The sequence below is a fragment of the Escherichia sp. E10V5 genome, from assembly GCF_004212315.1.
Classification (GTDB): domain Bacteria; phylum Pseudomonadota; class Gammaproteobacteria; order Enterobacterales; family Enterobacteriaceae; genus Escherichia.
Genome location: NZ_RHJM01000049.1, coordinates 1 through 26149 on the forward strand (window position 1 = coordinate 1; position 26149 = coordinate 26149).

Annotated in this window: 22 protein-coding genes and 2 pseudogenes; 7 read left to right on the forward strand and 17 right to left on the reverse strand. The window is 52.1% G+C overall.

Translation table 11 applies throughout. The features are described 5' to 3' along the window. Positions 1–30: 30 nt before the first annotated feature. Positions 31–510 (reverse strand): annotated as a pseudogene (locus D9738_RS24010) (transposase); the annotation flags it as partial. A gap of 22 nt (positions 511–532) precedes the next feature. Between D9738_RS24010 and tnpA the strand changes: the two are divergent. Together tnpA and nhoA are read left to right on the forward strand one after the other, a co-directional pair. Then, positions 533–951 (forward strand): annotated as a pseudogene (gene tnpA, locus D9738_RS24015) (IS200/IS605 family transposase). A gap of 82 nt (positions 952–1033) precedes the next feature. After that, positions 1034–1879, forward strand: a complete 846-nt coding sequence (gene nhoA / locus D9738_RS24020; RefSeq protein WP_130210519.1) for an N-hydroxyarylamine O-acetyltransferase — start codon at positions 1034–1036, stop codon at positions 1877–1879. A 108-nt stretch (positions 1880–1987) separates the two neighbouring features. Here nhoA and D9738_RS24025 read toward each other — a convergent pair whose 3' ends face one another. The 7 genes from D9738_RS24025 to yddG all read right to left on the reverse strand — a co-directional run bounded on the left by D9738_RS24025 (position 1988) and on the right by yddG (position 12243). Then, entirely contained in the window at positions 1988–2881 is an 894-nt protein-coding gene (locus D9738_RS24025) for a PhzF family isomerase (RefSeq protein WP_130261357.1), read from the reverse strand. Positions 2882–2960: 79 nt separating this feature from the next. Beyond that, entirely contained in the window at positions 2961–3641 is a 681-nt protein-coding gene (gene narI / locus D9738_RS24030) for a respiratory nitrate reductase subunit gamma (RefSeq protein ID WP_130210515.1), read from the reverse strand. After that, entirely contained in the window at positions 3638–4333 is a 696-nt protein-coding gene (narW, locus tag D9738_RS24035; RefSeq protein ID WP_130261358.1) for a nitrate reductase molybdenum cofactor assembly chaperone, read from the reverse strand. The genes narI and narW overlap by 4 nt, the downstream gene beginning before the upstream one ends. Next, positions 4333–5877, reverse strand: coding sequence for a nitrate reductase subunit beta (gene narH, locus D9738_RS24040; protein WP_130261359.1), 1545 nt, complete (start codon positions 5875–5877; stop codon positions 4333–4335). Before narH ends, narW begins: the two co-directional genes overlap by 1 nt. Beyond that, positions 5874–9614 carry a nitrate reductase Z subunit alpha gene (gene narZ, locus D9738_RS24045; protein ID WP_130261360.1) on the reverse strand — a complete coding sequence of 1247 codons (3741 nt, stop codon included), beginning with the start codon at positions 9612–9614 and terminating at the stop codon, positions 5874–5876. The genes narH and narZ overlap by 4 nt, the downstream gene beginning before the upstream one ends. A gap of 81 nt (positions 9615–9695) precedes the next feature. Then, on the reverse strand, positions 9696–11084 hold the full coding sequence (gene narU / locus D9738_RS24050) for a nitrate/nitrite transporter NarU (RefSeq protein ID WP_130261361.1): 1389 nt from the start codon (positions 11082–11084) through the stop codon (positions 9696–9698). Positions 11085–11361: 277 nt separating this feature from the next. Then, the gene (yddG, locus tag D9738_RS24055; protein ID WP_130261362.1) at positions 11362–12243 is read right to left on the reverse strand and encodes an aromatic amino acid efflux DMT transporter YddG; all 882 of its coding nucleotides are present in this window, start codon (positions 12241–12243) and stop codon (positions 11362–11364) included. Between the two features lie 231 nt (positions 12244–12474). Between yddG and fdnG the strand changes: the two genes are divergently transcribed. The 4 genes from fdnG (at position 12475) to D9738_RS24080 (ending at position 17613) form a co-directional block, all read left to right on the forward strand. Further along, a complete protein-coding gene (gene fdnG / locus D9738_RS24065; protein ID WP_138211548.1) occupies positions 12475–15522 on the forward strand; it encodes a formate dehydrogenase-N subunit alpha in 3048 nt (1015 codons plus the stop codon). Between the two features lie 12 nt (positions 15523–15534). Further along, positions 15535–16419 carry a formate dehydrogenase N subunit beta gene (fdnH, locus tag D9738_RS24070; RefSeq protein ID WP_001240584.1) on the forward strand — a complete coding sequence of 295 codons (885 nt, stop codon included), beginning with the start codon at positions 15535–15537 and terminating at the stop codon, positions 16417–16419. Continuing rightward, the gene (fdnI, locus tag D9738_RS24075; RefSeq protein WP_000045648.1) at positions 16412–17065 is read left to right on the forward strand and encodes a formate dehydrogenase-N subunit gamma; all 654 of its coding nucleotides are present in this window, start codon (positions 16412–16414) and stop codon (positions 17063–17065) included. The genes fdnH and fdnI overlap by 8 nt, the downstream gene beginning before the upstream one ends. Before the next feature lie 71 nt (positions 17066–17136). Continuing rightward, complete coding sequence (locus D9738_RS24080; protein ID WP_130259035.1) at positions 17137–17613, forward strand: NUDIX domain-containing protein; 477 nt, start codon at positions 17137–17139, stop codon at positions 17611–17613. 4 nt (positions 17614–17617) lie between these two features. Here the strand turns inward: D9738_RS24080 and D9738_RS24085 are convergent, their stop codons facing one another. The 5 genes from D9738_RS24085 to bdm form a co-directional block, all read right to left on the reverse strand. Continuing rightward, the gene (locus D9738_RS24085) at positions 17618–17902 is read right to left on the reverse strand and encodes a HigA family addiction module antitoxin (protein ID WP_004975840.1); all 285 of its coding nucleotides are present in this window, start codon (positions 17900–17902) and stop codon (positions 17618–17620) included. 145 nt (positions 17903–18047) lie between these two features. Further along, on the reverse strand, positions 18048–19058 hold the full coding sequence (gene adhP, locus D9738_RS24090) for an alcohol dehydrogenase AdhP (RefSeq protein ID WP_000642407.1): 1011 nt from the start codon (positions 19056–19058) through the stop codon (positions 18048–18050). Between the two features lie 133 nt (positions 19059–19191). Further along, positions 19192–20889 carry a malate dehydrogenase gene (gene maeA / locus D9738_RS24095; protein ID WP_024166593.1) on the reverse strand — a complete coding sequence of 566 codons (1698 nt, stop codon included), beginning with the start codon at positions 20887–20889 and terminating at the stop codon, positions 19192–19194. Between the two features lie 156 nt (positions 20890–21045). Further along, positions 21046–21183, reverse strand: coding sequence for a stationary-phase-induced ribosome-associated protein (sra, locus tag D9738_RS24100; RefSeq protein WP_000841557.1), 138 nt, complete (start codon positions 21181–21183; stop codon positions 21046–21048). A gap of 101 nt (positions 21184–21284) precedes the next feature. After that, positions 21285–21500: a biofilm-dependent modulation protein gene (bdm, locus tag D9738_RS24105; RefSeq protein WP_130261363.1), complete on the reverse strand. Its 216-nt coding sequence runs from the start codon at positions 21498–21500 to the stop codon at positions 21285–21287. 344 nt (positions 21501–21844) lie between these two features. Here bdm and osmC point away from each other — a divergent pair, with 344 nt between their 5' ends. Then, the gene (gene osmC, locus D9738_RS24110; protein ID WP_000152305.1) at positions 21845–22276 is read left to right on the forward strand and encodes a peroxiredoxin OsmC; all 432 of its coding nucleotides are present in this window, start codon (positions 21845–21847) and stop codon (positions 22274–22276) included. Positions 22277–22331: 55 nt separating this feature from the next. Here osmC and D9738_RS24115 read toward each other — a convergent pair whose 3' ends face one another. Genes D9738_RS24115 through D9738_RS24130 form a run of 4 tightly spaced genes read right to left on the reverse strand, consistent with a single transcriptional unit; the run spans position 22332 to position 26149 of the window. Next, a complete protein-coding gene (locus D9738_RS24115) occupies positions 22332–23258 on the reverse strand; it encodes an ABC transporter ATP-binding protein (protein WP_130261364.1) in 927 nt (308 codons plus the stop codon). Further along, positions 23251–24237: an ABC transporter ATP-binding protein gene (locus tag D9738_RS24120; protein WP_130210487.1), complete on the reverse strand. Its 987-nt coding sequence runs from the start codon at positions 24235–24237 to the stop codon at positions 23251–23253. Before D9738_RS24120 ends, D9738_RS24115 begins: the two co-directional genes overlap by 8 nt. Next, positions 24234–25130: a D,D-dipeptide ABC transporter permease gene (gene ddpC / locus D9738_RS24125; RefSeq protein WP_130210485.1), complete on the reverse strand. Its 897-nt coding sequence runs from the start codon at positions 25128–25130 to the stop codon at positions 24234–24236. The genes D9738_RS24120 and ddpC overlap by 4 nt, the downstream gene beginning before the upstream one ends. Continuing rightward, positions 25127–26149: an ABC transporter permease gene (locus D9738_RS24130; protein ID WP_130261365.1), complete on the reverse strand. Its 1023-nt coding sequence runs from the start codon at positions 26147–26149 to the stop codon at positions 25127–25129. The genes ddpC and D9738_RS24130 overlap by 4 nt, the downstream gene beginning before the upstream one ends.

The window sequence follows — 26149 nt, forward strand, 5'->3', positions numbered from 1 at the left end:
GGTAGTCCCTGCGGATATTTACGATACGGTGTACCACTTACCGCAGGACTGGCTGACTGTGACATTTTTTACAACTCCCATGACCTGACGACTGTTCCGGTAGCGCATCCAGCCAAGTTTCGGCAGAAAAATACGGCTGTTTTCCTGATCGAGCTTAACGCCCTGCGGGTAGCGGAATGCGTCATTCTGTCCCCGCTTTTTGAATCGGGGAAAAGCCGCACGCTTCTGGAAGAAATTTTTGTAGGCTCGCTCAAGGTCTTTCAGTGACTGTTGCAATGGCTGTGATGGGGCATCTTTAAGCCATTGTGTTTCAGTGGCATTTTTCCACTCAACCAACCAGGAAGCCATTTTCGCGTAAGGGATGTATTTATTACCGGCCTCATGATTCTCATTCTGAAGCGCCAGAACACGATTGAAAACGAAACGACACGCGCCTGCGAAGCACCTCATTTCACGCTCCTGTTGACCACCGGGTCTTAACTGGAATTTAAATGCTTGTAGTCGCTTCACAGGGCAAACTATACTTTGGTCTATGAAAAAAGAAACCGATATCCGACGCGGAAGGCACTGTGTTTTCCTGAAGCATGTTCACCTGGTCTTTGTCTAACCAAATACAGACGCCAGATTTTTGACCATGACGCGACAGAAAAACTACGCACTTACTTTTCAAATGTATGTGCTAATTTTGAAGCTGAACCGGTTGAAATGGATGGTGAACAAGATCATGTCCATTTGTTAATTAACTATCCATCCAAACTGGCGATATCCAGTCTGGTAAACAGCCTCAAAAGCGTATCGAGTAGATTGCTGCGACGAGATCGACCAGATATTGCAGTCAGGTATTACCACAAATGCGTTTTGTGGAGTCCCAGCTATTTTGCCAGTAGCTGCGGATGTGCGCCAATATCCGTCATCCGCCAATACATTGAACAACAGCAAACACCTGGTTAGGTGGAAAACCGCGCCTTATATCCCCACCCTGAAGGACGGGGTTTTATGGCGCACTGGATAAAACCACTAACGGAAACGCCTGATGACGCCCATTCTGAATCATTATTTTGCCCGCATTAACTGGTCGGGAGCTGCTGCGGTCAATATCGATACGCTTCGTGCATTACACCTGAAACACAATTGCACCATTCCATTTGAAAATCTTGATGTTCTGCTGCCGAGGGAAATGCAGCTTGATGATCAATCTCTGGAAGAGAAATTGGTGTTCGCCCGGCGTGGCGGTTATTGCTTTGAACAGAATGGCGTGTTTGAGCGGGTTTTACGCGAGCTGGGTTTTCATGTACGTAGTCTGTTAGGGCGCGTAGTGTTATCTAATCCACCATCATTACCGCCGCGCACGCACCGTTTACTGTTGGTAGAACTGGAAGGTGAACAATGGATTGCCGACGTTGGTTTTGGTGGTCAGACGCTGACCGCGCCAATCCGTTTAGTGCCGGATATCGCGCAAACAACGCCACATGGCGAATATCGGCTGTTACAGGAAGGGGGCGACTGGGTGTTGCAGTTTAATCATCATCAGCACTGGCAGTCGATGTACCGTTTTGATCTCTGTGAGCAGCAACAAAGCGATTATGTGATGGGTAATTTCTGGTCGGCGCACTGGCCGCAATCGCATTTTCGCCATCATTTGTTAATGTGCCGCCATTTGCCGGACGGTGGCAAGCTGACGTTGACCAATTTTCATTTCACCCATTATGAAAATGGTCACGTAGCAGAGCAGCAGAATTTGCCAGATGCGGCGTCGTTGTATGCCGTGATGCAGGAGCAGTTTGGACTGGGCGTGGATGATGCGAAACATGGGTTTACTGTGGATGAGCTGGCGCAGGTGATGGCAGCGTTTGATACGCATCCGGAAGCGGGGAAATAGTTGGTGCCAGAGTGCCGGATGCGGCGTAAACGCCTAATCCGGCGGTTGTAGGCCTGATAAGCGAAGCGTATCAGGCAATTTGTTTTTCTGCCGTATATGGCAACGGTTTTAAAGATCAATTGCCCACTCGGCATGAAATAAAATCACCGCTGTACCAGAAATAGTCACTTTCTCCGGCTGGTTATCGCGAATTGTCACCGTCACATCAATCACACCGTCACGCCCCAGAGCGCGCCCCTGATGGCCTTTAACACGCAACATGCTACCATCGTGAGGCAATACGTTGTGATGTACCAACCATGCACCCATCGGACCATTGGCATTGCCGGTCACCGGATCTTCCACAATACCAATCGCAGGCGAGAACATGCGACCATCAGTTTCGTTTTTGCCTGGACGGATCTGGAAGGGAAAGAAACCATTGCAGCCAATCTGTTTGCTGATAGCGGTCAGCGCAGCAAGATCAGGCGAAAGGGTGTCGATATCCACCTCTGGTTTCAGCGGAATCATCACTTTTGAGTGTCCTGTGGTTGCCACCTGAATTGGCAAGCCTGGCAGAATATCGTCTTCAGTGAGATGAAGCGCGTTGATAATCGCCGCACGTGTTTCACCTTCCAGCTGTGGCTCAAAGCCAGGAGAACCTTGTTCCAACGAAATACGATAATCATCGTTGTGCTTTTCGATAGTCACGCGGTGTTTTCCTGCCAGCGACGTTTGCCAGACCGTGCAATTTCCCAAACCTAATACCTTCGAACGTACATAATGTGCTGCCACGGTCGCGTGACCGCAAATCGGCACTTCAACTGTTGGCGTAAAGTAGCGGATGCGCACATCGCTGTCGTCACTGTGCAGCAGAAAAGCAGTTTCCGAATGCCCTAACTCGCGGGCGATAAGTTGCATTTGCGCTTCACTGAGATTATCGGCGGGGAAAACAACACCGGCAGAATTGCCGCGAAACGGTTGAGAGGTAAAAGCATCGACGTGGTAAACCTGCGGTTTCATTAATGTTCTCCTGTGGCTGGAGAACTATCATAGCCTGCAACTGGCCGGAGAGCGAAGGGCTATCCGGCCAGGGTGATGATTAACGCCGCGAACGCACAATCTGATAGCGACGAGTAAAGTACTCAAACGGCGCGCTCCACACATGCACCAGTCGGGTGAACGGGAAGAGCAGGAAGATGGTCATTCCCAATACCAGATGAACGCGAAAGATATAAGCTACGCCATCAAGATGCGTCGATGCGCCGCCCTGGAAAGTGACAATGCTTTGCGCCCAGCCCACCAGCTTCATCATTTCACTGCCGTCCGGATGTTGTGCTGAAAAGGGAATGGTGGTTAACCCAAGAATGCACTGAATTAACAAAATGGCGAGGATCAGGATATCCGCACCAGAAGACGTCGCCCTGATACGCGGATTTGTTAAACGACGCACCAGCAGCCCCGCACCGCCAATCAACGTTAATACACCGCAAATACCACCGAGCACCATCGCCATCTGTTGTTTTACCGCCACCGGCAGAAACCACGCGTACATCCAGTGTGGCGTTAACATGCCAAACAGATGACCGAAGAAGATCCCCAGAATGCCGATATGGAACAAGTTCGACCACAGCACCATCCCGCGTTTATCCAGCATCTGGCTAGAGGCGGCGCGCCAGCTATACTGCCCGTAATCGTAGCGCAGCCAGCTTCCAAGGATAAAAACCGTGCCACACAAGTACGGGTAGATATCGTAAAAAAAGACGTTCAGATACTGAATCATTTCCCACCTCCCGCACTGATGTCGACATACTGCGGTGCGACATCCTGGCTAAAGCGTCGCTGATATTGATTAAGCGGCGAGCTGTCACACGCCGTGGCGTTATCTTCAATAAACTTCACCTGTTCCTCTTCCCACACCGCATCCAGCGCCTGGCGGGTGTCATCGCGCTCTTCACTGCGAATCTGTTTAGTGACACTGTCACTTGAAAGTGTACTACCCGCCAGAAGCAGTAGGGCGTCAAACAACGAATACCACGGTGCCTCGCGTTGTTTTAAGCGTCCGCCAAGCAGAGCGAGGATCGGCGCAACGTTGAGTAACCCTTCTTTCGCCTGATCGTCCGGCAGTACGCTTAAATACTCCAGATACAGCGGCAGATAATCAGGCAGTTCCCGACAATCCAGTTGCAAACCGACCTTTTCATACTCCGCCAGCAGGTTCACCATTGCCTGGCCTCGATCGCGGGACTCGGCATGAACATGTTCGAACAGCAGCAGCGATGTGGTACGTCCACGGTCAAACACTTCGCACCATTCGGCCTGTTTATCCAGCAGCGGCGCGTTAAGCAGGTTGTTGGTGAAATCCGTAAGCATCGGCGCGTCGCGGCGGATCAACGCCAGCGCATCCTCCTTGCTTTCCCATAACAGCTCGTCCGGATACTCCATCAACAGGCCGATCACTTTGAGGATCTGCATTATTCGCCCTCCGCTTTATTGCGTACTTCGGTAATGTCGATGGCATCAATTCGGCTACTATTGAACAGGTTAAATTTGCTGTCCGAGCCGTGGCAACCGTCGCCAAAAGTAAAGCCGCAGCCGTTACGTTCTGCGAAAGCGTCGCCCGCCATTTCACGATGACTGGTCGGAATGACAAAACGATCTTCATAGTTGGCGATAGCGAGATAGCGATACATCTCTTCGACCTGAGCGACGCTCAAACCCACTTCGTCGATGGCGCGGGTATCCGTTACGCCTTCTACGGTTTGTGAACGCATATAGTGGCGCATCGCCATCATCCTTTTTAGCGCACGCAGTACCGGGCCGGTATCGCCGGCACTCAACATATTGGCGAGGTATTGCACCGGAATACGCAGGCTTTCGATGGCGGGGAGCACGCCTTCGCTTTTCGGCAAACCGCCCGCATCAGCGTAGGACTGAATCGGCGACAACGGAGGAACGTACCAGACCATCGGCAGGGTGCGATATTCAGGGTGCAACGGTAGCGCCAGTTTCCAGTCCATCGCCATTTTGTAGACAGGTGAACGCTGGGCAGCTTCAATCACATTTTGTGGAATACCTTGTTTCAGGGCTTCCTCGATCACTGAGGGATCGTGCGGATCGAGGAACACTTCGCACTGGCGCTCATAGAGATCAACCTCGCGCTCGGTGCTCGCCGCTTCCTCAATGCGGTCGGCGTCGTAAAGCAGCACGCCCAGATACCGGATGCGACCCACGCAGGTTTCTGAGCACACGGTGGGTTGGCCTGACTCAATTCGCGGGTAACAGAAGATACATTTTTCTGACTTCCCGCTTTTCCAGTTGAAGTAGATTTTTTTGTACGGACAACCGCTAATGCACAAACGCCAGCCACGGCATTTATCCTGATCGATCAGCACAATGCCATCTTCTTCGCGTTTGTAGATAGCGCCGCTGGGGCAGGTCGCCACGCAGCTGGGGTTGAGGCAGTGTTCGCACAGACGCGGCAGATACATCATGAAGGTGTTTTCAAACTGCCCGTACATCTCCTTTTGCATGGCTTCGAAGTTGCGGTCGCGGGCGCGTTTTTCGAACTCTCCGCCCAGCAGTTCTTCCCAGTTTGGCCCCCAGATCACTTTGTCCATCCGCTTACCGTCAATCAGCGAACGCGGGCGGGCGGTGGGAATATGTTTACCTTCTGGCGCGCTATGCAAATGTTCGTAGTCGAAGGTGAAAGGTTCGTAGTAATCGTCAATCTGCGGCACCACCGGGTTTGCGAAGATTTTGGTTATTACCCCCATCTTGCTGCCCAGACGCGGACGGATCTTACCGTTGACATCGCGGACCCAGCCGCCTTGCCACTCTTCCTGATCTTCCCAGTTTTTCGGGTAACCAATGCCCGGTTTGGTTTCGACGTTGTTAAACCATGCGTACTCCATGCCTTCGCGACCGGTCCAGACGTTTTTGCAGGTCACCGAACAGGTATGGCAGCCGATACATTTGTCGAGGTTAAGCACCATGCCGACTTGCGAACGGATTTTCATTTTTTCGCCTCCTGTACCTGATCGCGACCTTCATCATCCAGCCAGTTAACGTTCTTCATCTTGCGGATCATGATAAATTCGTCGCGGTTCGAGCCGACGGTGCCGTAGTAGTTGAAGCCCCAGGCCAGCTGCGCGTAACCGCCAATCATATGCGTCGGTTTCGGGCAAACTCGGGTGACCGAGTTATGAATGCCGCCGCGCATGCCGGTTACTTCCGAGCCGGGGATATTCATAATGCGTTCCTGGGCGTGATACATCATGGTCATGCCCGGCGGTACGCGCTGACTAACAACCGCACGAGCTGTCAGCGCGCCGTTGGCGTTAAACACTTCCACCCAGTCGTTATCGACAATGGTCAGTTCGCGGGCATCGGTTTCGCTGATCCAGACAATCGGCCCACCGCGAGAAAGCGTCAGCATCAGCAGGTTTTCACTGTAGGTGGAGTGAATGCCCCATTTCTGGTGCGGCGTCAGGAAGTTAAGTGCTTTTTCCGGGAAGCCGTTTGGCGGGATCTGGCGCATTTCACTGACGCTGCGGGTGTCGATAGGCGGGCGATAAGCCACCAGGCTTTCACCAAAAGCACGCATCCACGGATGATCCTGATACAGCTGCTGACGGCCCGACAGCGTGCGCCACGGAATTAACTCATGAACGTTGGTGTATCCGGCGTTGTAGGAGACGTGATCGCTTTCGAGACCGGACCATGTGGGGCTGGAGATAATTTTACGTGGCTGCGCCTGAATATCGCGAAAGCGAATCTTCTCGTCCTCTTTGTGCAGCGCCAGATGGGTATGTTCGCGCCCGGTGATCTCGCCCAGCGCCTGCCACGCTTTGACCGCCACATGGCCGTTGGTTTCCGGTGCCAGCGCCAGAATCACTTCTGATGCATCAATGGCGGTGTCAATCAGCGGACGCCCCTGTGCCGGGCCATCACGCTTGGTGTAATTGAGTTTACCGAGGAAATCGATTTCATCCTGGGTATTCCACGAAATCCCTTTACCGCCGTTGCCAAGTTTGTCCATCAGTGGCCCGAGCGAGGTAAAGCGTTCATAGGTAGCAGGGTAGTCGCGTTCCACCGCCACAATATTGGGGGCAGTTTTGCCAGGGATCAGATCGCATTCGCCTTTGCGCCAGTCGAGCACTTCACACGGCTGGGAGAGCTCTGCCGGAGAGTCGTGCAGCAGTGGTTGTAATACCACGTCGGTTTCTTTGCCGAGATGTCCCACGCACACTTGCGAAAAGGCTTTGGCGATACCTTTGTAGATTTCCCAGTCGCTGCGTGATTCCCAGGCCGGATCGACCGCCGCAGAAAGTGGATGAATAAACGGATGCATATCCGAAGTATTCATATCGTCTTTTTCGTACCAGGTGGCAGTAGGCAGAACAATATCGGAGAAAAGACAGGTGCTGGACATACGGAAGTCGAGCGTCACCAGCAGGTCGAGCTTGCCTTCAATCGCTGCAGTTTGCCACTCAACTTCTTCCGGTTGGATTCCCTCCGTCGGTCCAAGTTCTTCCCCCTGAATGCCACTTTCCGTACCCAGCAGATACTTCTGCATATACTCGTGGCCCTTGCCGGACGAGCCAAGCAGGTTTGAACGCCAGACAAACAGGTTACGCGGATGGTTGCTGCCGTTGTCCGGCTGTTCGCAGGCCATGCGTAACTCGCCTGACTTTAGTGCCTGGGCGGTAAATTCGGCGGGTGATAATCCGGCCTTGTCGGCTTCGGCTTTCAGGGATAGCGGGTTACGCCCCAGTTGCGGCGCAGAAGGTAGCCAGCCCATGCGCTCGGCGCGAACGTTGAAATCAATCAGATGACCGCTGTATTTACTGGCGTCGGCCAGCGGTGAGAGCAATTCCTGCGCGGTGACTTTTTCATAGCGCCACTGGCTGGAGTGATTGTAGAAAAACGAGGTGCTGTTCATCTGGCGCGGTGGTCGGTTCCAGTCGAGCGCAAAGGCCAGCGGCAACCAGCCGGTTTGCGGGCGCAGTTTTTCCTGACCGACATAGTGCGCCCAGCCGCCGCCGCTTTGCCCGACACAACCGCAGAAGATCAGCATATTGATCATCCCGCGGTAGTTCATGTCCATGTGATACCAGTGGTTGACGCCAGCACCGAGGATAATCATCGAGCGCCCATGCGTTTTATGGGCGGTATCAGCAAATTCGCGGGCGATGGTTTCAATATACTGGCGCGGTACGCCGGTAATTTGCTCACCCCAGGCTGGGGTGTACGGTTTGATTTCAGCGTAATCTTTCGCGCTGCTTTCATCTTCCAGCCCGCGATCGAGGCCGTAATTCGCCAGTACCAAATCATAAACGCTGACCACCGGACAGACACTGCCATCGGCTAATGTCAGGTTTTTAACGGGTAATTGACGCACCAGTACAGGATCGTGTTTTACGCTGCGAAAGTGCGGATTTTCAATGCCGCCAAAGTAGGGGAAGGCCACGCCTGCAACGGTGTCGTGTTGACCGAGCAGGGTTAACGACAATTCGGTTTCCGTACCGGCGGCAATGGATTCCAGATTCCATTTGCCTTTTTCTCCCCAGCGAAAACCAATCGAACCGTTCGGCACCACCAGTTCACCTGCGGTATTAACCGCCACGGTTTTCCACTGCGGATTGTTGCTTTCGCCCAGTCCATTCACCAGGTCAGACGCGCGGATCATGCGCCCGGGAACGTAGCTGCCATCTTCACGTGGTTCCAGCATTACCAGCATCGGCATGTCGCTGTATCGGCGGCAGTAGTTGATAAAGTAGTCGCTGGGATTATCGAGATGAAACTCTTTTAAAATCACATGGCCCATCGCCATCGCCAGCGCGCTATCAGTGCCTTGCTTTGGCGCCAGCCAATGGTCGCACAGTTTTGCTACTTCCGAGTAGTCAGGGGTAATGGCGATAGTTTTGGTGCCTTTGTAGCGCACTTCGGTAAAGAAGTGAGCGTCTGGCGTGCGCGTCTGCGGTACGTTAGATCCCCAGGCGATGATGTAACTGGAGTTATACCAGTCGGCAGATTCTGGCACGTCGGTTTGCTCGCCCCAGGTCATTGGCGAGGCGGGCGGCAGGTCGCAATACCAGTCGTAGAAACTTAAACAGGTGCCGCCAAGCAGCGACAGATAACGCGTTCCGGCGGCGTAAGATACCATCGACATGGCTGGAATCGGTGAGAATCCGGCAACGCGATCCGGGCCGTAAGTTTTGATGGTCCAGACGTTAGCGGCGGCAATCAGCTGGTTTAGTTCCTGCCAGTTGGAGCGGATAAAGCCGCCGCGCCCACGTACCTGCTTGTAGCTCAGGCACTTTTGCGGATCGTTCATAATCGATGCCCACGCCAGTACTGGATCGTTGTGCTGTTTAAGGGCTTCGCGCCACAGTTCAATCAGTCGTTTACGAATTAGCGGGTATTTCAGGCGGTTAGCGCTGTAAAGATACCAGGAGTAACTTGCGCCACGTGGGCAGCCGCGGGGTTCATGATTGGGCAGGTCAGGGCGGGTTCGTGGGTAGTCGGTCTGCTGGATTTCCCAGGTCACCAGGCCATTTTTAACGTAGATTTTCCAGCTACAGGAGCCAGTGCAGTTAACGCCGTGGGTGGAACGCACGATTTTGTCGAATTGCCAACGCTGGCGATAGCTATCTTCCCAGTCGCGGTTGCTATGCATCACCTGTCCGTGACCATCGGCAAAGGTTTCGCCCTTTTGTTTGAAGTAGCGAAAGCGATCCAAAAGTTTACTCATGACATGACTCCTGCTCCAGGAATGATTTGGGATCTGATGCCTTGTCGGATGCGACACGGTTGTACACCAGGCATCGATCTCTTATTTTTGGCTGAACTTCCGCCGACCATAAACCAGCCAGGTCAGCAGCACACAGATGATGTAAAAGATTAAAAACACTTTCATCGCGCCCACTGGCGAGCCGGTCATATTGAGCGACATGCCAAATGCTTGTGGAATAAAGAAGCCGCCCACCGCGCCGATGGCCGAAATAAAGCCCAGCGCCGCCGCCGTTTCAGTGATTGCTTCTCGCTGGGCCTGTTCATCGCTGCCGCCTTTCATCTTGACGCGATAAACCGTTATCTGGCGAAAGATGACAGCGATCATCTGGAAAGTAGAACCACTTCCCAAACCAGCGGTAAGGAATAACCCCATAAACACAGCGTAAAATGCGATGAAATTGCCGGAACCCGTGCCAGGTAGGGTGAGGAACAGCAGGGCGCTGAAAATCGCCATAAAAATGAAGTTGATCAACGTCACCCGCACGCCGCCGAATTTATCGGAAATAGCACCACCCACCGACCGCGCGATGGCACCGATAAACGGGCCAAAGAACGCCAGGCGCAGAATATTCACATCCGGGAACTGTGTTTTTGCCAGCATGGCAAATCCGGCGGAAAAACCGATAAACGAGCCAAAGGTAGCGAGATAGAGCAGACTCAGCAGCCACAGATGCAACCGTTGCAAAACGGGCAACTGGTCAGCAATTGACGCACGTGAACTGGCAATATCATTCATCCCTGACCAGGCGGCGATAGTGGCAATCGCCAGTAGCGGTACCCAAATCCATGCGGCGTTCGCCAGCGACATCACAGAACCATCGGCCTGCGGTACGCCATTGACGCCAAGAAAAGCAAATACCGGTACAAAAATCACCAGCGGCGCAACCAGTTGCATCACGCTGACGCCTAAATTCCCCAACCCGCCATTAATCCCTAATGCACTGCCTTGTTTGGCTTTCGGGAAGAAAAAACTGATATTTCCCATACTCGAAGCAAAGTTCGCGCCAGCAAAACCACAGAGCAAAGCAATAACAATAAATATCCCAAAAGGGGTATTCGGATTTTGCACAGCAATACCGAGCCAGACGCAAGGAATAATCAGAATCGCGGTACTAAAAACTGTCCAACGGCGTCCGCCGAATATAGGCACCATAAAGGAGTAGGGAACACGCAATAATGCACCGGAAACGGAAGGTAAGGCGGTTAATAAAAAAAGCTGATCAGTAGTGAAATTAAAGCCGATTTTATTGAGATTAACGGCAACTGCGCTAAATAACATCCAGACACAGAAGGCAAGGAGTAAACAACTTACTGATATCCAGAGGTTTCTTCGGGAAATGTGTTTTCCTTTATTTTCCCAGAATGCCGGATTTTCTGGCTTCCAGTCGCGTAAAAGGTAACGATTATTTTTCTCATTTTGTAGTGCCATATTCTTCCTCACATGCACACATTGTTAATGAAAAAAAGACAAGGCAGGGCATTGGACGCAATGGTCCGTTATTAGAATTAAGAGTAAATAGAGTGAAGTGCTGATTGAAAGAATAGATAACAAAGCGAAACTGCGGGGGGAGAAAGCTGATTATCTGAATGGATATGTGTTACTGAATGTAACAATGATGCATCATATTTTTACTTATTTTTAAACTAACATACGGCAAACGTGTTTGTTGCCGTATGAATCGTGGCTTTATTGTCGTAGCCTTTGCTTATCGTTGACGCGTTGCCAGCCAGCAGAGCAGGGAACCGCCGCAGACCATCAATGCGCCTTGCCAGAAAGAGAACGATAGCGGAGCACTAAGCAGTACCGCAGCAAGCGCCGACGAAAGCACAGGCGTAAAATACGAACCTACCGCCATAATGGTGACATTGCCATGTAAAATGCCGACGTTCCACGCCGCGTAAGCAAATCCTAAAGTAAATGCCGCTGAGATAAGTTTTATAATGACGGGCGTGCTAAATACCATCTCCGGTTGCGGCGTTAAAAAATAGTAAACCCACAAACTTGCTCCCGTCAGCAGGACGAAAACGGTAATACCGTTAAATCCACGGGCATATTTATTGGTGACCGTGCAATAAGCGGCCCAGATAAAAGCACCAATAAAAGCCAGGCAATAACTCAACGGGCTGGTAGTGATATTGTTGATAATTTCATCCGGCTTGAGGCCATTTTCACCCCCTAATACCCAGCAGACGCCACCAAGGGCTAATAATAACCCTGGTACAATCAGCCAGTTGGTTTTCTGGCCATTAAACAGAATGGCAAAAAGTATCGTCAGACTGGGCCATAAATAGTTCACCATGCCCACTTCAATTGCCTGATGGCGGGTTGCTGCATACCCTAAGGAAAGTGCCAGACAGATTTCATAGCTGACGAATAAGAAACTCCCCGCAAGTAAATAACCTTTGGGGATCTGCCGAATGCGCGGAAAGCCAACCGTGAAAATTAACAGCAGCCCGCTTAATGAATAGATAGCAGCTGCGCCACCGACCGGGCCGAGCCCCTCACTGATGCCGCGAATCAATCCTACCATCGTGCTCCACAGGACGATCGCTATTAGCCCTATGAGCGTTGCTTTTTGTCGTGTCATGCTCGCTGTTTAGTCTCTCTTGCCGTTAAAAATTAAGCTGAAATTTATAGCATTTTTTTAACCAGGCTGTCAGGCAGTGGTGTGTTTTTCTACCGCCATTGAGGTAGGTCAATTTGCGCAGGCGGATTATTTTGTGGCAAACAGGTGTTCTTTTTGATTTCGCGCAAAAAGATTCAGAATTTTACTGTTAGTTTCCTCGCGCAGTAATACCCCTGAAAAAAGAGGAAAGCAATGGACGTCAGTCGCAGACAATTTTTTAAAATCTGCGCGGGCGGTATGGCGGGAACAACAGTAGCAGCATTGGGCTTTGCCCCGAAGCAAGCACTGGCTCAGGCGCGAAACTACAAATTATTACGCGCTAAAGAGATCCGTAACACCTGCACATACTGTTCCGTAGGTTGCGGGCTATTGATGTATAGCCTGGGTGATGGCGCGAAAAACGCCAGAGAAGCGATTTATCACATTGAAGGTGACCCGGATCATCCGGTAAGCCGTGGTGCGCTGTGCCCGAAAGGGGCAGGTTTGCTGGATTACGTCAACAGCGAAAACCGTCTGCGCTACCCGGAATATCGTGCGCCAGGTTCTGACAAATGGCAGCGCATTAGCTGGGATGAAGCATTCTCCCGTATTGCGAAGCTGATGAAAGCTGACCGTGACGCTAACTTTATTGAAAAGAACGAGCAGGGCGTAACGGTAAACCGTTGGCTTTCTACCGGTATGCTGTGTGCCTCCGGTGCCAGCAACGAAACCGGGATGCTGACCCAGAAATTTGCCCGCTCCCTCGGGATGCTGGCGGTAGACAACCAGGCGCGCGTCTGACACGGACCAACGGTAGCAAGTCTTGCTCCAACATTTGGTCGCGGTGCGATGACCAACCACTGGGTGGATATCAAAAACGCTAACGTCGTAATGGTGATGGGCGGTAACGCTGCTGAAGCACATCCCGTCGGTTTCCGCTGGGCGATGGAAGCGAAAAACAACAACGATGCAACCTTGATCGTTGTCGATCCCCGTTTTACGCGTACCGCTTCTGTAGCGGATATTTACGCACCTATTCGTTCCGGTACGGACATTACGTTCCTGTCTGGCGTTTTGCGCTACCTGATCGAAAATAACAAAATCAACGCCGAATACGTTAAGCATTACACCAACGCCAGCCTGCTGGTGCGTGATGATTTTGCTTTCGAAGATGGCCTGTTCAGCGGCTATGACGCTGAAAAACGCCAGTACGATAAGTCGTCCTGGAACTATCAGTTCGATGAAAACGGCTATGCGAAACGCGATGAAACACTGACTCATCCGCGCTGTGTGTGGAACCTGCTGAAAGCGCACGTTTCCCGCTACACACCGGACGTTGTTGAAAACATCTGCGGTACGCCAAAAGCCGACTTCCTGAAAGTGTGTGAAGTGCTGGCCTCCACCAGCGCGCCGGATCGCACAACCACCTTCCTGTACGCGCTGGGCTGGACGCAGCACACCGTGGGTGCGCAGAACATCCGTACTATGGCGATGATCCAGTTGCTGCTCGGTAACATGGGTATGGCCGGTGGCGGCGTGAACGCACTGCGTGGTCACTCCAACATTCAGGGCCTGACCGACTTAGGCCTGCTCTCTACCAGCCTGCCGGGTTATCTGACGCTGCCGTCAGAAAAACAGGTTGATTTGCAGTCGTATCTGGAAGCGAACACGCCGAAAGCGACGCTGGCCGATCAGGTGAACTACTGGAGCAACTATCCGAAGTTCTTCGTTAGCCTGATGAAATCTTTCTACGGCGATGCCGCGCAGAAAGAGAATAACTGGGGCTACGACTGGCTGCCGAAGTGGGATCAGACCTACGACGTCATCAAGTATTTCAACATGATGGACGAAGGCAAAGTCACCGGTTATTTCTGCCAGGGCTTTAACCCGGTTGCGTCCTTCCCGGACAAAAACAAAGTGGTTAGCTGCCTGAGCAAGCTGAAGTACATGGTGGTTATCGATCCGCTGGTGACTGAAACCTCTACCTTCTGGCAGAACCACGGCGAGTCGAACGATGTCGATCCGGCGTCTATTCAGACTGAAGTATTCCGTCTGCCTTCGACCTGCTTTGCTGAAGAAGATGGTTCTATCGCTAACTCCGGTCGCTGGTTGCAGTGGCACTGGAAAGGTCAGGACGCACCGGGCGAAGCGCGTAACGACGGCGAAATTCTGGCGGGCATCTACCATCATCTGCGCGAGCTGTACAAAGCCGAAGGTGGTAAAGGCGTAGAACCGCTGATGAAGATGAGCTGGAACTACAAGCAGCCGCACGAGCCGCAGTCTGACGAAGTGGCAAAAGAGAACAACGGCTATGCGCTGGAAGATCTCTATGATGCCAATGGCGTACTGATTGCGAAGAAAGGTCAGTTGCTGAGTAGCTTTGCGCATTTGCGTGATGACGGTACAACCGCATCTTCTTGCTGGATCTACACCGGTAGCTGGACAGAGCAGGGCAACCAGATGGCTAACCGCGATAACTCCGACCCATCCGGTCTGGGGAATACGCTGGGATGGGCCTGGGCGTGGCCGCTCAACCGTCGCGTACTCTACAACCGTGCTTCGGCGGATATCAACGGTAAACCGTGGGATCCGAAACGGATGCTGATCCAGTGGAACGGCAGCAAGTGGACGGGTAACGATATTCCGGACTTCGGCAATGCCGCACCGGGTACGCCAACCGGGCCGTTTATCATGCAGCCGGAAGGGATGGGACGTCTGTTTGCCATTAACAAAATGGCGGAAGGCCCGTTCCCGGAACACTACGAACCAATTGAGACGCCGCTGGGTACTAACCCGCTGCATCCGAACGTGGTTTCTAACCCGGTTGTTCGTCTGTATGAACAAGACGCGCTGCGGATGGGTAAAAAAGAGCAGTTCCCGTATGTGGGTACGACCTATCGTCTGACCGAGCACTTCCACACCTGGACCAAGCACGCGTTGCTCAACGCAATTGCTCAGCCGGAACAGTTTGTGGAAATAAGCGAAACGCTGGCGGCAGCGAAAGGCATTGCCAATGGCGATCGTGTCACTGTCTCCAGCAAGCGTGGTTTTATCCGCGCGGTGGCTGTGGTAACGCGCCGTCTGAAACCGCTGAATGTAAACGGTCAGCAGGTTGAAACGGTGGGTATTCCAATCCACTGGGGCTTTGAGGGTGTCGCGCGTAAAGGTTATATCGCTAACACTCTGACGCCGAATGTCGGTGATGCAAACTCGCAAACGCCGGAATATAAAGCGTTCTTAGTAAACATCGAGAAGGCGTAAGGGGGCGAACAGATGGCTATGGAAACGCAGGACATTATCAAAAGGTCCGCAACTAACTCCATCACGCCGCCTTCGCAGGTGCGTGATTACAAAGCAGAAGTCGCGAAACTTATCGACGTTTCTACCTGTATCGGCTGTAAAGCCTGTCAGGTGGCGTGTTCGGAGTGGAACGACATCCGTGATGAAGTGGGGCACTGCGTCGGGGTTTACGATAACCCCGCCGATCTGAGCGCCAAGTCCTGGACGGTGATGCGCTTTAGCGAAACCGAACAGAACGGCAAGCTGGAGTGGCTGATCCGTAAAGACGGCTGTATGCACTGTGAAGATCCGGGCTGCCTGAAGGCGTGCCCGTCTGCTGGTGCAATCATTCAGTACGCTAACGGGATTGTCGATTTCCAGTCGGAAAACTGCATCGGCTGTGGTTACTGCATTGCCGGGTGTCCGTTTAATATTCCGCGCCTCAACAAAGAGGATAACCGGGTATATAAATGCACACTCTGCGTCGATCGCGTCAGCGTCGGCCAGGAACCAGCTTGTGTGAAAACCTGTCCGACCGGGGCTATCCACTTTGGCACCAAGAAGGAGATGCTGGAGCTGGCGGAACAGCGCGTGGCGAAACTGAAAGCGCGTGGTTACGAACATGCTGGCGTCTACAACCCGGAAGGTGTCGGTGGTACGCATGTCATGTACGTGCTGCATCACGCCGATCAGCCGGAGCTGTATCACGGTCTGCCGAAAGATCCGAAGATCGACACCTCGGTAAGCCTGTGGAAAGGCGCGTTGAAACCGCTGGCAGCGGCTGGCTTTATTGCCACTTTTGCCGGGTTGATTTTCCACTACATCGGTATTGGCCCGAATAAGGAAGTGGACGATGACGAGGAGGGAAATCATGAGTAAGTCGAAAATGATTGTGCGCACCAAATTTATTGATCGCGCCTGTCACTGGACCGTGGTGATTTGCTTCTTCTTGGTGGCGCTGTCCGGGATTTCGTTCTTCTTCCCGACGCTGCAATGGCTGACGCAAACCTTCGGTACGCCGCAGATGGGACGCATTTTGCACCCGTTCTTCGGCATTGCGATTTTCGTCGCGCTGATGTTTATGTTTGTGCGTTTTGTGCATCACAACATCCCGGATAAGAAAGATATTCCGTGGCTGTTGAACATTGTCGAAGTATTAAAAGGCAATGAGCATAAAGTGGCGGATGTCGGTAAGTACAACGCCGGGCAAAAGATGATGTTCTGGTCAATCATGAGCATGATTTTCGTGCTGCTGGTGACCGGGGTGATTATCTGGCGTCCGTACTTTGCGCAGTACTTCCCGATGCAGGTTGTCCGTTATAGCCTGCTGATCCACGCGGCTGCCGGTATCATCCTGATCCACGCCATCCTGATCCATATGTATATGGCATTTTGGGTGAAAGGATCGATTAAAGGGATGATCGAAGGGAAGGTAAGCCGTCGCTGGGCGAAGAAACACCATCCGCGCTGGTATCGTGAAATCGAGAAGGCAGAAGCGAAAAAAGAGAGTGAAGAAGGGATATAATCTCTTTTGAACTTTAAGCTGAAAATGGCGCTGTAAAAGGCGCCATTTTTTTATCTGACATGGAGGTTATTATGCGTATACGCCCTGCAGCAAGATTATTTGTTCTCAGCGCCGATAATCGGGTGCTGTTATTTCGTTTTCAGCATACTGATGATGCGCTTACCGGAAGACAATACTGGGCTACGCCTGGTGGTGGGTTGGAACATAACGAGTCTTTCGAAGAGGCTGCGTTAAGGGAGTTGCAGGAAGAAACAGGCATTTCCCGCCAGTCAGCCGGACCACAAATAGCCAGCCAAAGATTCACCATGATGTTACCGAGCGGAGAAAGCGTTATCGCCGATGAGCGTTTCTTTATGATCCGCGTGGCGCAAAAAGAGACTGAATTTTCTGGCTGGAGTCATCATGAAAAGCTCGTTATAGGCGATCACCGCTGGTGGTCACTGGAGGAATTGCGCCAGACAAAAGATACTGTATTTCCGCTGGAGTTGCTTGTCGATTTCCTTTCGAAACAGGTGTCGCAGAGAAATCCAGCGGTCGGAAATGAGTAAATATTTACTGCGCAGCCAGACGGCGCAGTCGCGACACATCGACCGTTTTTTCTGCCTCTGCCAGACTCCAGGCGTTTTGCAGATTCAGCCACATTTGCGGCGAACTGCCGATCACCACGGAAAGTTTAATTGCCATTTCTGGCGTCAAAGCTGCTTTTCCGGTCAGCAATCGGCTTGCCGTTGAGGGCGCAATTTCCATTGCTCTGGCAAACTCGCGCAGGCTGACATTAAGTTCGTCCAGTGATTCCTGAATAATGTCCCCCGGGCGGGGATGATTGGCCATTTTCATCAGTGTCTTTACTCTCAGTAGTGTTCCTTCACTGGGAACACTATCATTATTGTTCCTTCCTACGCAACAATAATCCATTTAGCCATTTCATGTTGGAGAGTGTGCGATGCTGCGACCCGAACATGGCAGTCGCAGCAAAGGTCTCTTAGCGACGGAAATCAATCACCATACGGCCACGGATTTTGCCTTCTTCCATCTCGGTAAAGATGGTGTTGATGTCCGCTAACGGACGCAGGGCGACTTTCGGCACCACTTTGCCTTCGGCGGCAAACTGGAAGGCTTCGGTTAGATCCTGGCGCGTGCCGACCAGCGAACCGACCACTTCAATACCATCCAGCACAAGGCGTGGGATATCCAGGCTCATAGACTCCGGCGGCAGACCGACAGCCACAACACGACCGCCTGCTCGTACAGCATCAACCGCCGAGTTAAACGCAGCTTTAGCCACCGCTGTCACCACAGCGGCGTGAGCGCCACCGGTTTTTTCCTGCACAATTTTGGCGGCGTCTTCAGTGCGTGAGTTAATCGCTAAATCAGCGCCCATTTCGGTCGCCAGTTTTAACTGCTCATCATTGACATCAATGGCGATCACTTTGGCGTTAAAGACATTCTTTGCGTATTGCAGGGCGAGGTTACCCAGACCGCCAAGACCGTAAATAGCAATCCACTGCCCTGGACGAATTTTTGACAGTTTCACTGCTTTATAGGTGGTGACGCCCGCACAGGTAATGCTGCTGGCCGCCGCCGAGTCCAGGCCATCTGGCACTTTTACCGCATAATCGGCGACCACGATGCACTCTTCCGCCATCCCGCCATCAACGCTGTATCCGGCATTTTTTACCGAACGACAGAGGGTTTCGTTACCACTATTACAGTATTCGCAATGACCGCATCCTTCGTAAAACCACGCCACGCTGGCACGATCGCCTGGTTTTAATGAGGTGACACCTGGGCCAACTTCTGCCACCACACCAATACCTTCATGACCCAAAATCACACCGGTCTTATCACCAAAATCGCCATTCTTAACATGAAGATCGGTATGACATACACCACAACACTCCATTTTCAGCAGGGCTTCGCCATGTTTCAGTGAGCGCAGTGTTTTATCCGTAACGTCAACATGATGATCCTTCGTAACAACCGCAGCCTTCATAGTTCCTCCTTTTCGGATGATGTTCTGCATAGCAGGTGAGGCAAATGAGATTTATTCGCCACTACCCAGTATGGATGAGATCTAAAAAAGGGAGAGAAAAATTGCCCGGTAGCCTTCACTACCGGGCGCAGGCTTAGATGGAGGTACGGCGGTAGTCGCGGTATTCGGCTTGCCAGAAATTATCGTCAATGGCTTGTTGCAAAGCTTCGGCAGACGTTTTCACCGCCACGCCTTGCTGCTGCGCCATTTTGCCAACCGCAAACGCAATTGCGCGGGAGACTTTCTGAATATCTTTCAGTTCCGGTAGTACCAGACCTTCGCCGTTCAGCACCAGCGGCGAATACTGAGCAAGCGTTTCACTTGCCGACATCAGCATCTCATCGGTGATACGTGACGCGCCGGAAGCAATAACGCCCAGCCCGATGCCCGGGAAAATAAAGGCGTTGTTACACTGGGCGATAGGGTAGATTTTATCTTTCCATACCACTGGGTTAAACGGACTGCCAGTGGCGACCAGCGCGTTACCTTCGGTCCAGGCGATAATGTCCTGCGGTGTGGCTTCCACGCGTGAGGTCGGGTTAGACAGCGGCATCACGATCGGACGCGGACAGTGTTTGTGCATCTCACGGATGATTTCTTCGGTGAAAAGCCCGGCCTGTCCGGAGACACCAATCAGAATATCCGGTTTGACATTGCGCACCACATCCAGCAGTGACAGCACATCGCTGTCGGTATCCCAGTCACTGAGGTTTTCGCGCTTCTGCACCAGTTTGGTCTGGAAAGGTAGCAAGTTCGGCATCTTGTCGGTCAGCAGGCCAAAGCGATCGACCATAAAGACTTTCTGCCGCGCCGCTTCCTCGCTTAATCCTTCGCGCTGGGTCTGGGCGATGATCATTTCGGCAATGCCGCATCCCGCTGAACCTGCACCGAGGAAGACGATTTTTTTCTCGCTTAACTGACCGCCTGCCGCGCGACTGGCTGCGATCAGTGTGCCTACCGTTACCGCCGCGGTTCCCTGAATATCATCATTAAAGGAACAAATTTCATTGCGATAGCGGTTAAGCAGTGGCATCGCATTTTTTTGCGCGAAGTCTTCAAACTGTAACAGCACGTCCGGCCAGCGTTGTTTCACAGCCTGGATAAATTCGTCAACAAATTCATAGTATTCGTCGTCTGTAATACGCGGGTTACGCCAGCCCATATACAGCGGATCGTTAAGCAGTTGCTGGTTATTAGTGCCAACATCCAGCACCACCGGCAGCGTATACGCCGGGCTGATACCGCCACAGGCGGTATAGAGCGACAGTTTACCAATTGGAATGCCCATCCCGCCGATGCCCTGGTCACCAAGCCCCAGAATACGTTCGCCGTCGGTCACCACAATCACTTTGATATTATGGTTCGGCACGTTTTGCAGAATATCGTCCATATTGTGGCGGTTCTGGTAAGAGATAAATACGCCGCGTGAACGACGGTAGATCTCAGAAAAACGCTCACAGGCTGCGCCGACGGTTGGGGTATAAATAACAGGCATCATCTCATCAAGATGATTGTTTACCAGACGGTAGAAGAGGGTTTCGTTGGTGTCCTGGATATTACGCAGGTAGATGTGCTTGTCGATTTCGGTTTTGAATCCCTGGTACTGGATCCACGCACGTTCCGCTTGTTCTTCGATGGTTTCGACCACTTCCGGCAGTAACCCCAGCAGGTTGAAGTTACGGCGTTCTTCCATGCTGAAGGCGCTGCCTTTATTCAACAACGGAAATTCCAGCAGTACAGGGCCAGCGTAAGGAATATAAAGCGAACGCTGTTTTTTTGTTTTTGGTTCCATGTCACTCACTCTTTTTTGAATATCCATCCCTGGGGTGCTTTTATCTTCTTTGCTTTACCGCCAGGGCGTCGGCCCCAAGTATAAAGCAGATAAAAACAAAAACACCATTGCGCAGGCAATGGTGTTTAATCGTCATTGAGGACTGATGGTTATGAATTACTTTTCAGCGGGGCGTTTTCTGCCGGTTGGGGTATTTACTACGCTGGATTTGTCACCTTCGGTAACTATTTTGCGCTGGTTAGAAATTTTATGATCCAGTCCAAGAATATGACGTGCCTGACGGTTCGATTTCATTTGTACTCCTCAATCCTGTAGCTAGTTTTAAGGACAACATCGCCGTAGCGAAGAAACACGTGCTAAACCCCTAAATTAGGTTGCCGATCAAGCATAGCAGCTTAAAGCGCAGGGTGCTGGCCACTGATCACATAATTTATCGTTTGCTGGTAGATGTCACTGAGGATGTCGTTATCAGAGGCTTCGACCCATTTGGTCAACTCCATGAGAATGTCATCTTCAGTGACAACACCGTGCTCTGCCCGAAGGCCTTGCTCAATGGCATTAACCAGAGCGGGTTCTGCTGTTGAATTTTCTGCCTGATAATAAGTAAACATAGTGATTCTCCGTGTCTGTGTATTTATGGTGTCTGCTACGGATCGCAGATTTATAAAGCACATTCAGCATGACAAATATTTACCGCTTCGTTGTTAAGATTAGTCCTGGTTGATGATTTTTATATTTTAACTGCATGATATTGATGGGGATTGTTATTGTAATGAGTTGATTTATATTGAGGTAATATCTCTTGGGTTATATATTTCCGGTTATCTATTGTGGGCGTTTAATTTAAGTGCAGGAGAAATATTTTCGCCTGATTTTATTCGGAATATCCTGCTTATCCTCGTGCTGATTCTCACGTAGTCTATAATTTCCTTTTTAAGCCCACAGGAGAGCAAGAATGACAATCCATAAGAAAGGTCAGGCACACTGGGAAGGCGATATTAAACGCGGGAAGGGGACAGTATCCACCGAGAGCGGCGTGCTGAACCAACAGCCGTATGGGTTTAACACGCGTTTTGAAGGCGAAAAAGGAACTAACCCTGAAGAACTGATTGGCGCAGCGCATGCCGCATGTTTCTCAATGGCGCTTTCGCTGATGCTGGGGGAAGCGGGATTCACGCCAACATCGATTGATACCACCGCCGATGTGTCGCTGGATAAAGTGGATGCTGGTTTTGCGATTACTAAAATCGCACTGAAGAGCGAAGTTGCCGTGCCGGGTATTGATGCGTCCACTTTTGACGGCATTATCCAGAAAGCAAAAGCAGGATGCCCGGTTTCACAGGTACTGAAAGCGGAAATTACGCTGGATTATCAGTTGAAATCATAAAGCATTGCCGGATGACGCGTCAGGCGCGTGATTGCCTGATGCGTTGTTAGCATCTCTACAGTGCCCGCCAGCACCTGATCTCACGTCCGTCAGCCCGCGTCGTTAATGATTGCCGGACTTCACATCCACTGGTTGCCAGAGGGCAGCGTTCGCGGAAAAAACAGCCCTGTGGCAGCGTGCGGTTTCCTGGTAGTTCTGTTTTACGCAATGCCCATTCCTCCTCCAGCGGCTTATCAATGGCGGGGAGGGAATCCAGCAATAATCGGGTGTACGGATGTGCCGGAGTAGAGAGCACCTGCTGAGCGTCGCCCAGTTCCACAATCTGCCCGAGATACATCACCGCCACCCGATCGCTCATATGACGAATCACTGAGACATTGTGTGAAATCAGCACATAGGTCAGCCCGCGATTTTCCTGTAGCGCTACCAGTAAATTGAGGATCTGCGCCTGCACGGAGATATCCAGCGCCGAGGTGGGTTCATCAAGCACCATCACATCCGGTTGCGAAGAGAGTGCTCTGGCAATGGCGATGCGTTGTCGCTGCCCGCCAGAGAACGCATGAGGCAGGCGGTCGAGATACTCCGGTCGAATCCCCACCTGTACAGCCAGTTCCTCTGCCAGCGCCCGCCGCTGTAGCTCACTACCGCGGTTTGCAATCCATACCGGTTCCGTGATGATGCGCCACACCGGTAAGCGAGGATTGAGAGAAGAGAGCGGGTCCTGAAATACCATCTGCATTTTGCGCTGTGATCCTGAACGAGTGCACTGCCCGTGACTCGGTTGCAGCATACCCATCAGCAACTGCGCAAGGGTACTTTTGCCACAGCCGGATTCTCCGACGATCCCTAAGGTTTCACCACGGCGGATCTGCAAGTCTATGCCATTAATGGCATGAACAAACTCGGTAGTTCTGCCAAGCCAGTTTTTGCGGGCAGGGAAATCGATATGGACGTCGCGTAACGTTAATAACGTGTCAGACACTGATGACCTCCTGCTGCGGATACCAACAGGCGCAGCGGTGGTTGTTGTCACCACACGCTGTCAGCGCCGGGACGTTTTCACACTGTGCACCTGCCGCATAGCAACGATCGCGAAAAGCACAGCCGTCAGGCAAACGGGTGAGATTTGGCACCGTCCCTGAGATGGCGGGTAAGGGCTGACGCGGTATTCCATGTTCCGGTGCGCATTGCAGCAAACCAATGGCATACGGATGCCGGGGAAGATGGATAACGTCTGCCGTCACGCCGCTTTCAATTACGCTTCCGGCATACATCACATAGACGCTATCGCACAGTTGCGACACCACGGCCATATCATGGCTAATGAACAGCACCGCAGTTCCGCTGGCGCGGGCTTTATGTTTAAGCAGGCGCAATACCTGCAACTGTACAGTGACGTCCAGCGCCGTGGTCGGTTCGTCGGCAATAATCAATTGCGGCTCGCAGGAGAATGCCAGCGCAATCATTACCCGCTGGCGCATACCACCTGAAAGTTCAAACGGATAGCGCGACATCACTTCTGCCGCATCCGGGATTTGCATCTCTTCCAGCAAAGCAATCGCTTTAGTTCTGGCTTCCCGACGACTTAATGGTTGATGATGACGGATCACGTCCATCATCTGAAGACCTATTCGACGTGTCGGATTGAGGGCGGTCATCGGTTCCTGAAAAATCATCGCTACCCGAGAACCACGCCACTGACGAAGCTGTTTTTCCCCAGCGTTAAGAACATCTTCTCCCAGCAGTAAAATCTGGCCTTGATGCACGCGATAACTGCCTACCGGCAGTAGTCGCATAATCAACATTGCGGTGACTGATTTACCTGAGCCGGATTCTCCCACCAGACCGACAATCTCCCCGCGGTTGATTTGCAATGACACATTGTTGAGCGCGTGAACGTCGCCGTTAAAACCGGGGAAACTCAGATGCAGTTGTTGAATATCCAGAACGGGTTGGGTCATGACTGCTTTCCTCCTGCTTTCGGGTCAAGCAGATCGCGAATACCATCGCCAAAGAGATTAAACCCGACGGCAGTAATCAAAATCGCTGCCCCCGGAAATGCACAATACCACCACTGATCGAGTACATAGTTGCGACCATTCGCCACCATCGCGCCCCATTCAGCACTCGGTTGTTGAGCACCCAGACCAATAAATCCCAACGTGGCGGCCATTAAAATCGCGCTACCAATATCCAGCGATGCCTGCACAATCAGCGGCGGCAGGGAGTTACGTAAAATATGCCAGTTGATCAGATGCCAGCGTGACGCGCCAAAGGTTTTCGCCGCCTGAACGTAAGTGTACTGGCGGACAACTAATGTTTGCCCCCGCGCCAGGCGTACATAAAACGGGATACGCACAATAGCAATCGCCAGCATGGCGTTAAACAAACTCGGCCCGAGAGCGGCAGCCAGCGCCATCGTCAGTACCAGCGAAGGAATCGACAGCATAATGTCCATAATGCGCATGATGATGGCGTCTGCGCGCCCGCCCAGCACGCCTGAAAGACAGCCGAGCAGCGAACCAATAATGCCAGCAATAGCGACCACCACTAATCCGGCGAGAACAGATTGCTGGCTACCGACCAGTACGCGGCTAAACAGATCGCGTCCCACTTCATCGGTGCCAAACCAGTGCGCCGCAGAAGGCGGCAAAAGGCGGGTAGTTAAATCAATGGCGTTGGGATCATGCGTCGCCAGCCATGGTGATAAAACCATCATCAGTAACACTAATACAATGATGACTGCGCCGGTCACGGTAAGCGGACTGCCTTTCAGCATCCATAACAGTTTTGCAAGGTTAAATCTCGTTCGTTTTTGCGGACGTACTACGGGTGTTTCCTCGCTTAGCATCATTCATCACCTCCGCGTCCGATACGCGGATCAATCCACAAATAGAGCAAATCCACCACCAGGTTCACCAGCACATAAGCAAACGAAACCTCGACCGCAAAGCCCATCACTGCCGGGAAATCGAGCGCCTGTATTGATGTCACTACCCAGGCGCCCATTCCGGGCCAGGCAAAAACGGTTTCGGTGAGCACGGCGCCATACAGCAAATCACCCAGCGCCAGCCCCAAAACGGTAATCGAGGGGATCAACGCATTGGGTAGCGCATAACATAAAACGATATACCAGCCGGGCAAGCCGCTGGCCCGGGCGGTACGAATGTAGTCTTCACTCAATTGTTCCAGCATCGCCGAGCGAATTTGTCGGGCGACAATTCCCAGGTGAACGAACGCCAGGGTTAACGCCGGTAAGATGAGATGTTGCAGCGCATTGAAGAAGACTTCACCGTTTCCTTCAAGCAGCGCATCGAGCAGATAAAAGCCGGTTACATGTGTTGGCGGATCCAGCCAGTCATCAAGCCTTCCGCCACCTGGAAGAATTTGCAGATGACCATAAAACAGCACAATGACGCCCAGCCCAAGCCAGAACGCAGGTGTGGAGATTCCGGTAATTGCCATTAGTCGCACCAGATGATCCAACCAGCGATTTCGCCAGACGGCAGAGAGTATGCCTAGCGGGATGCCAATCAGGAGTGCCAGCAGTAGGGAACAAAAAGCCAGTTCCAGCGTCGCCGGGAAAAATATGCGCAACTCTTCCAGCACCGGACGCCCGGTACGAATGGATGTTCCCAGGTCACCATGAAACAGATCGCTGACGTAGCGGTAAAACTGCACGTATAGCGGCTGGTCGAGCCCCAGTTGTTGGCGAATATTTTCCACGATAGCATCGCTGGCCCGGTCGCCTGCCAGCAACCGCGCCGGATCGCCGGGGATCAGGTGCGAGATAATAAACGTAATCACGCAGACGCCCGCCACCACGAGCACCAGCCCCCAGCAGCGTTGGCGTAAAATACTCCAGAAGGTCAC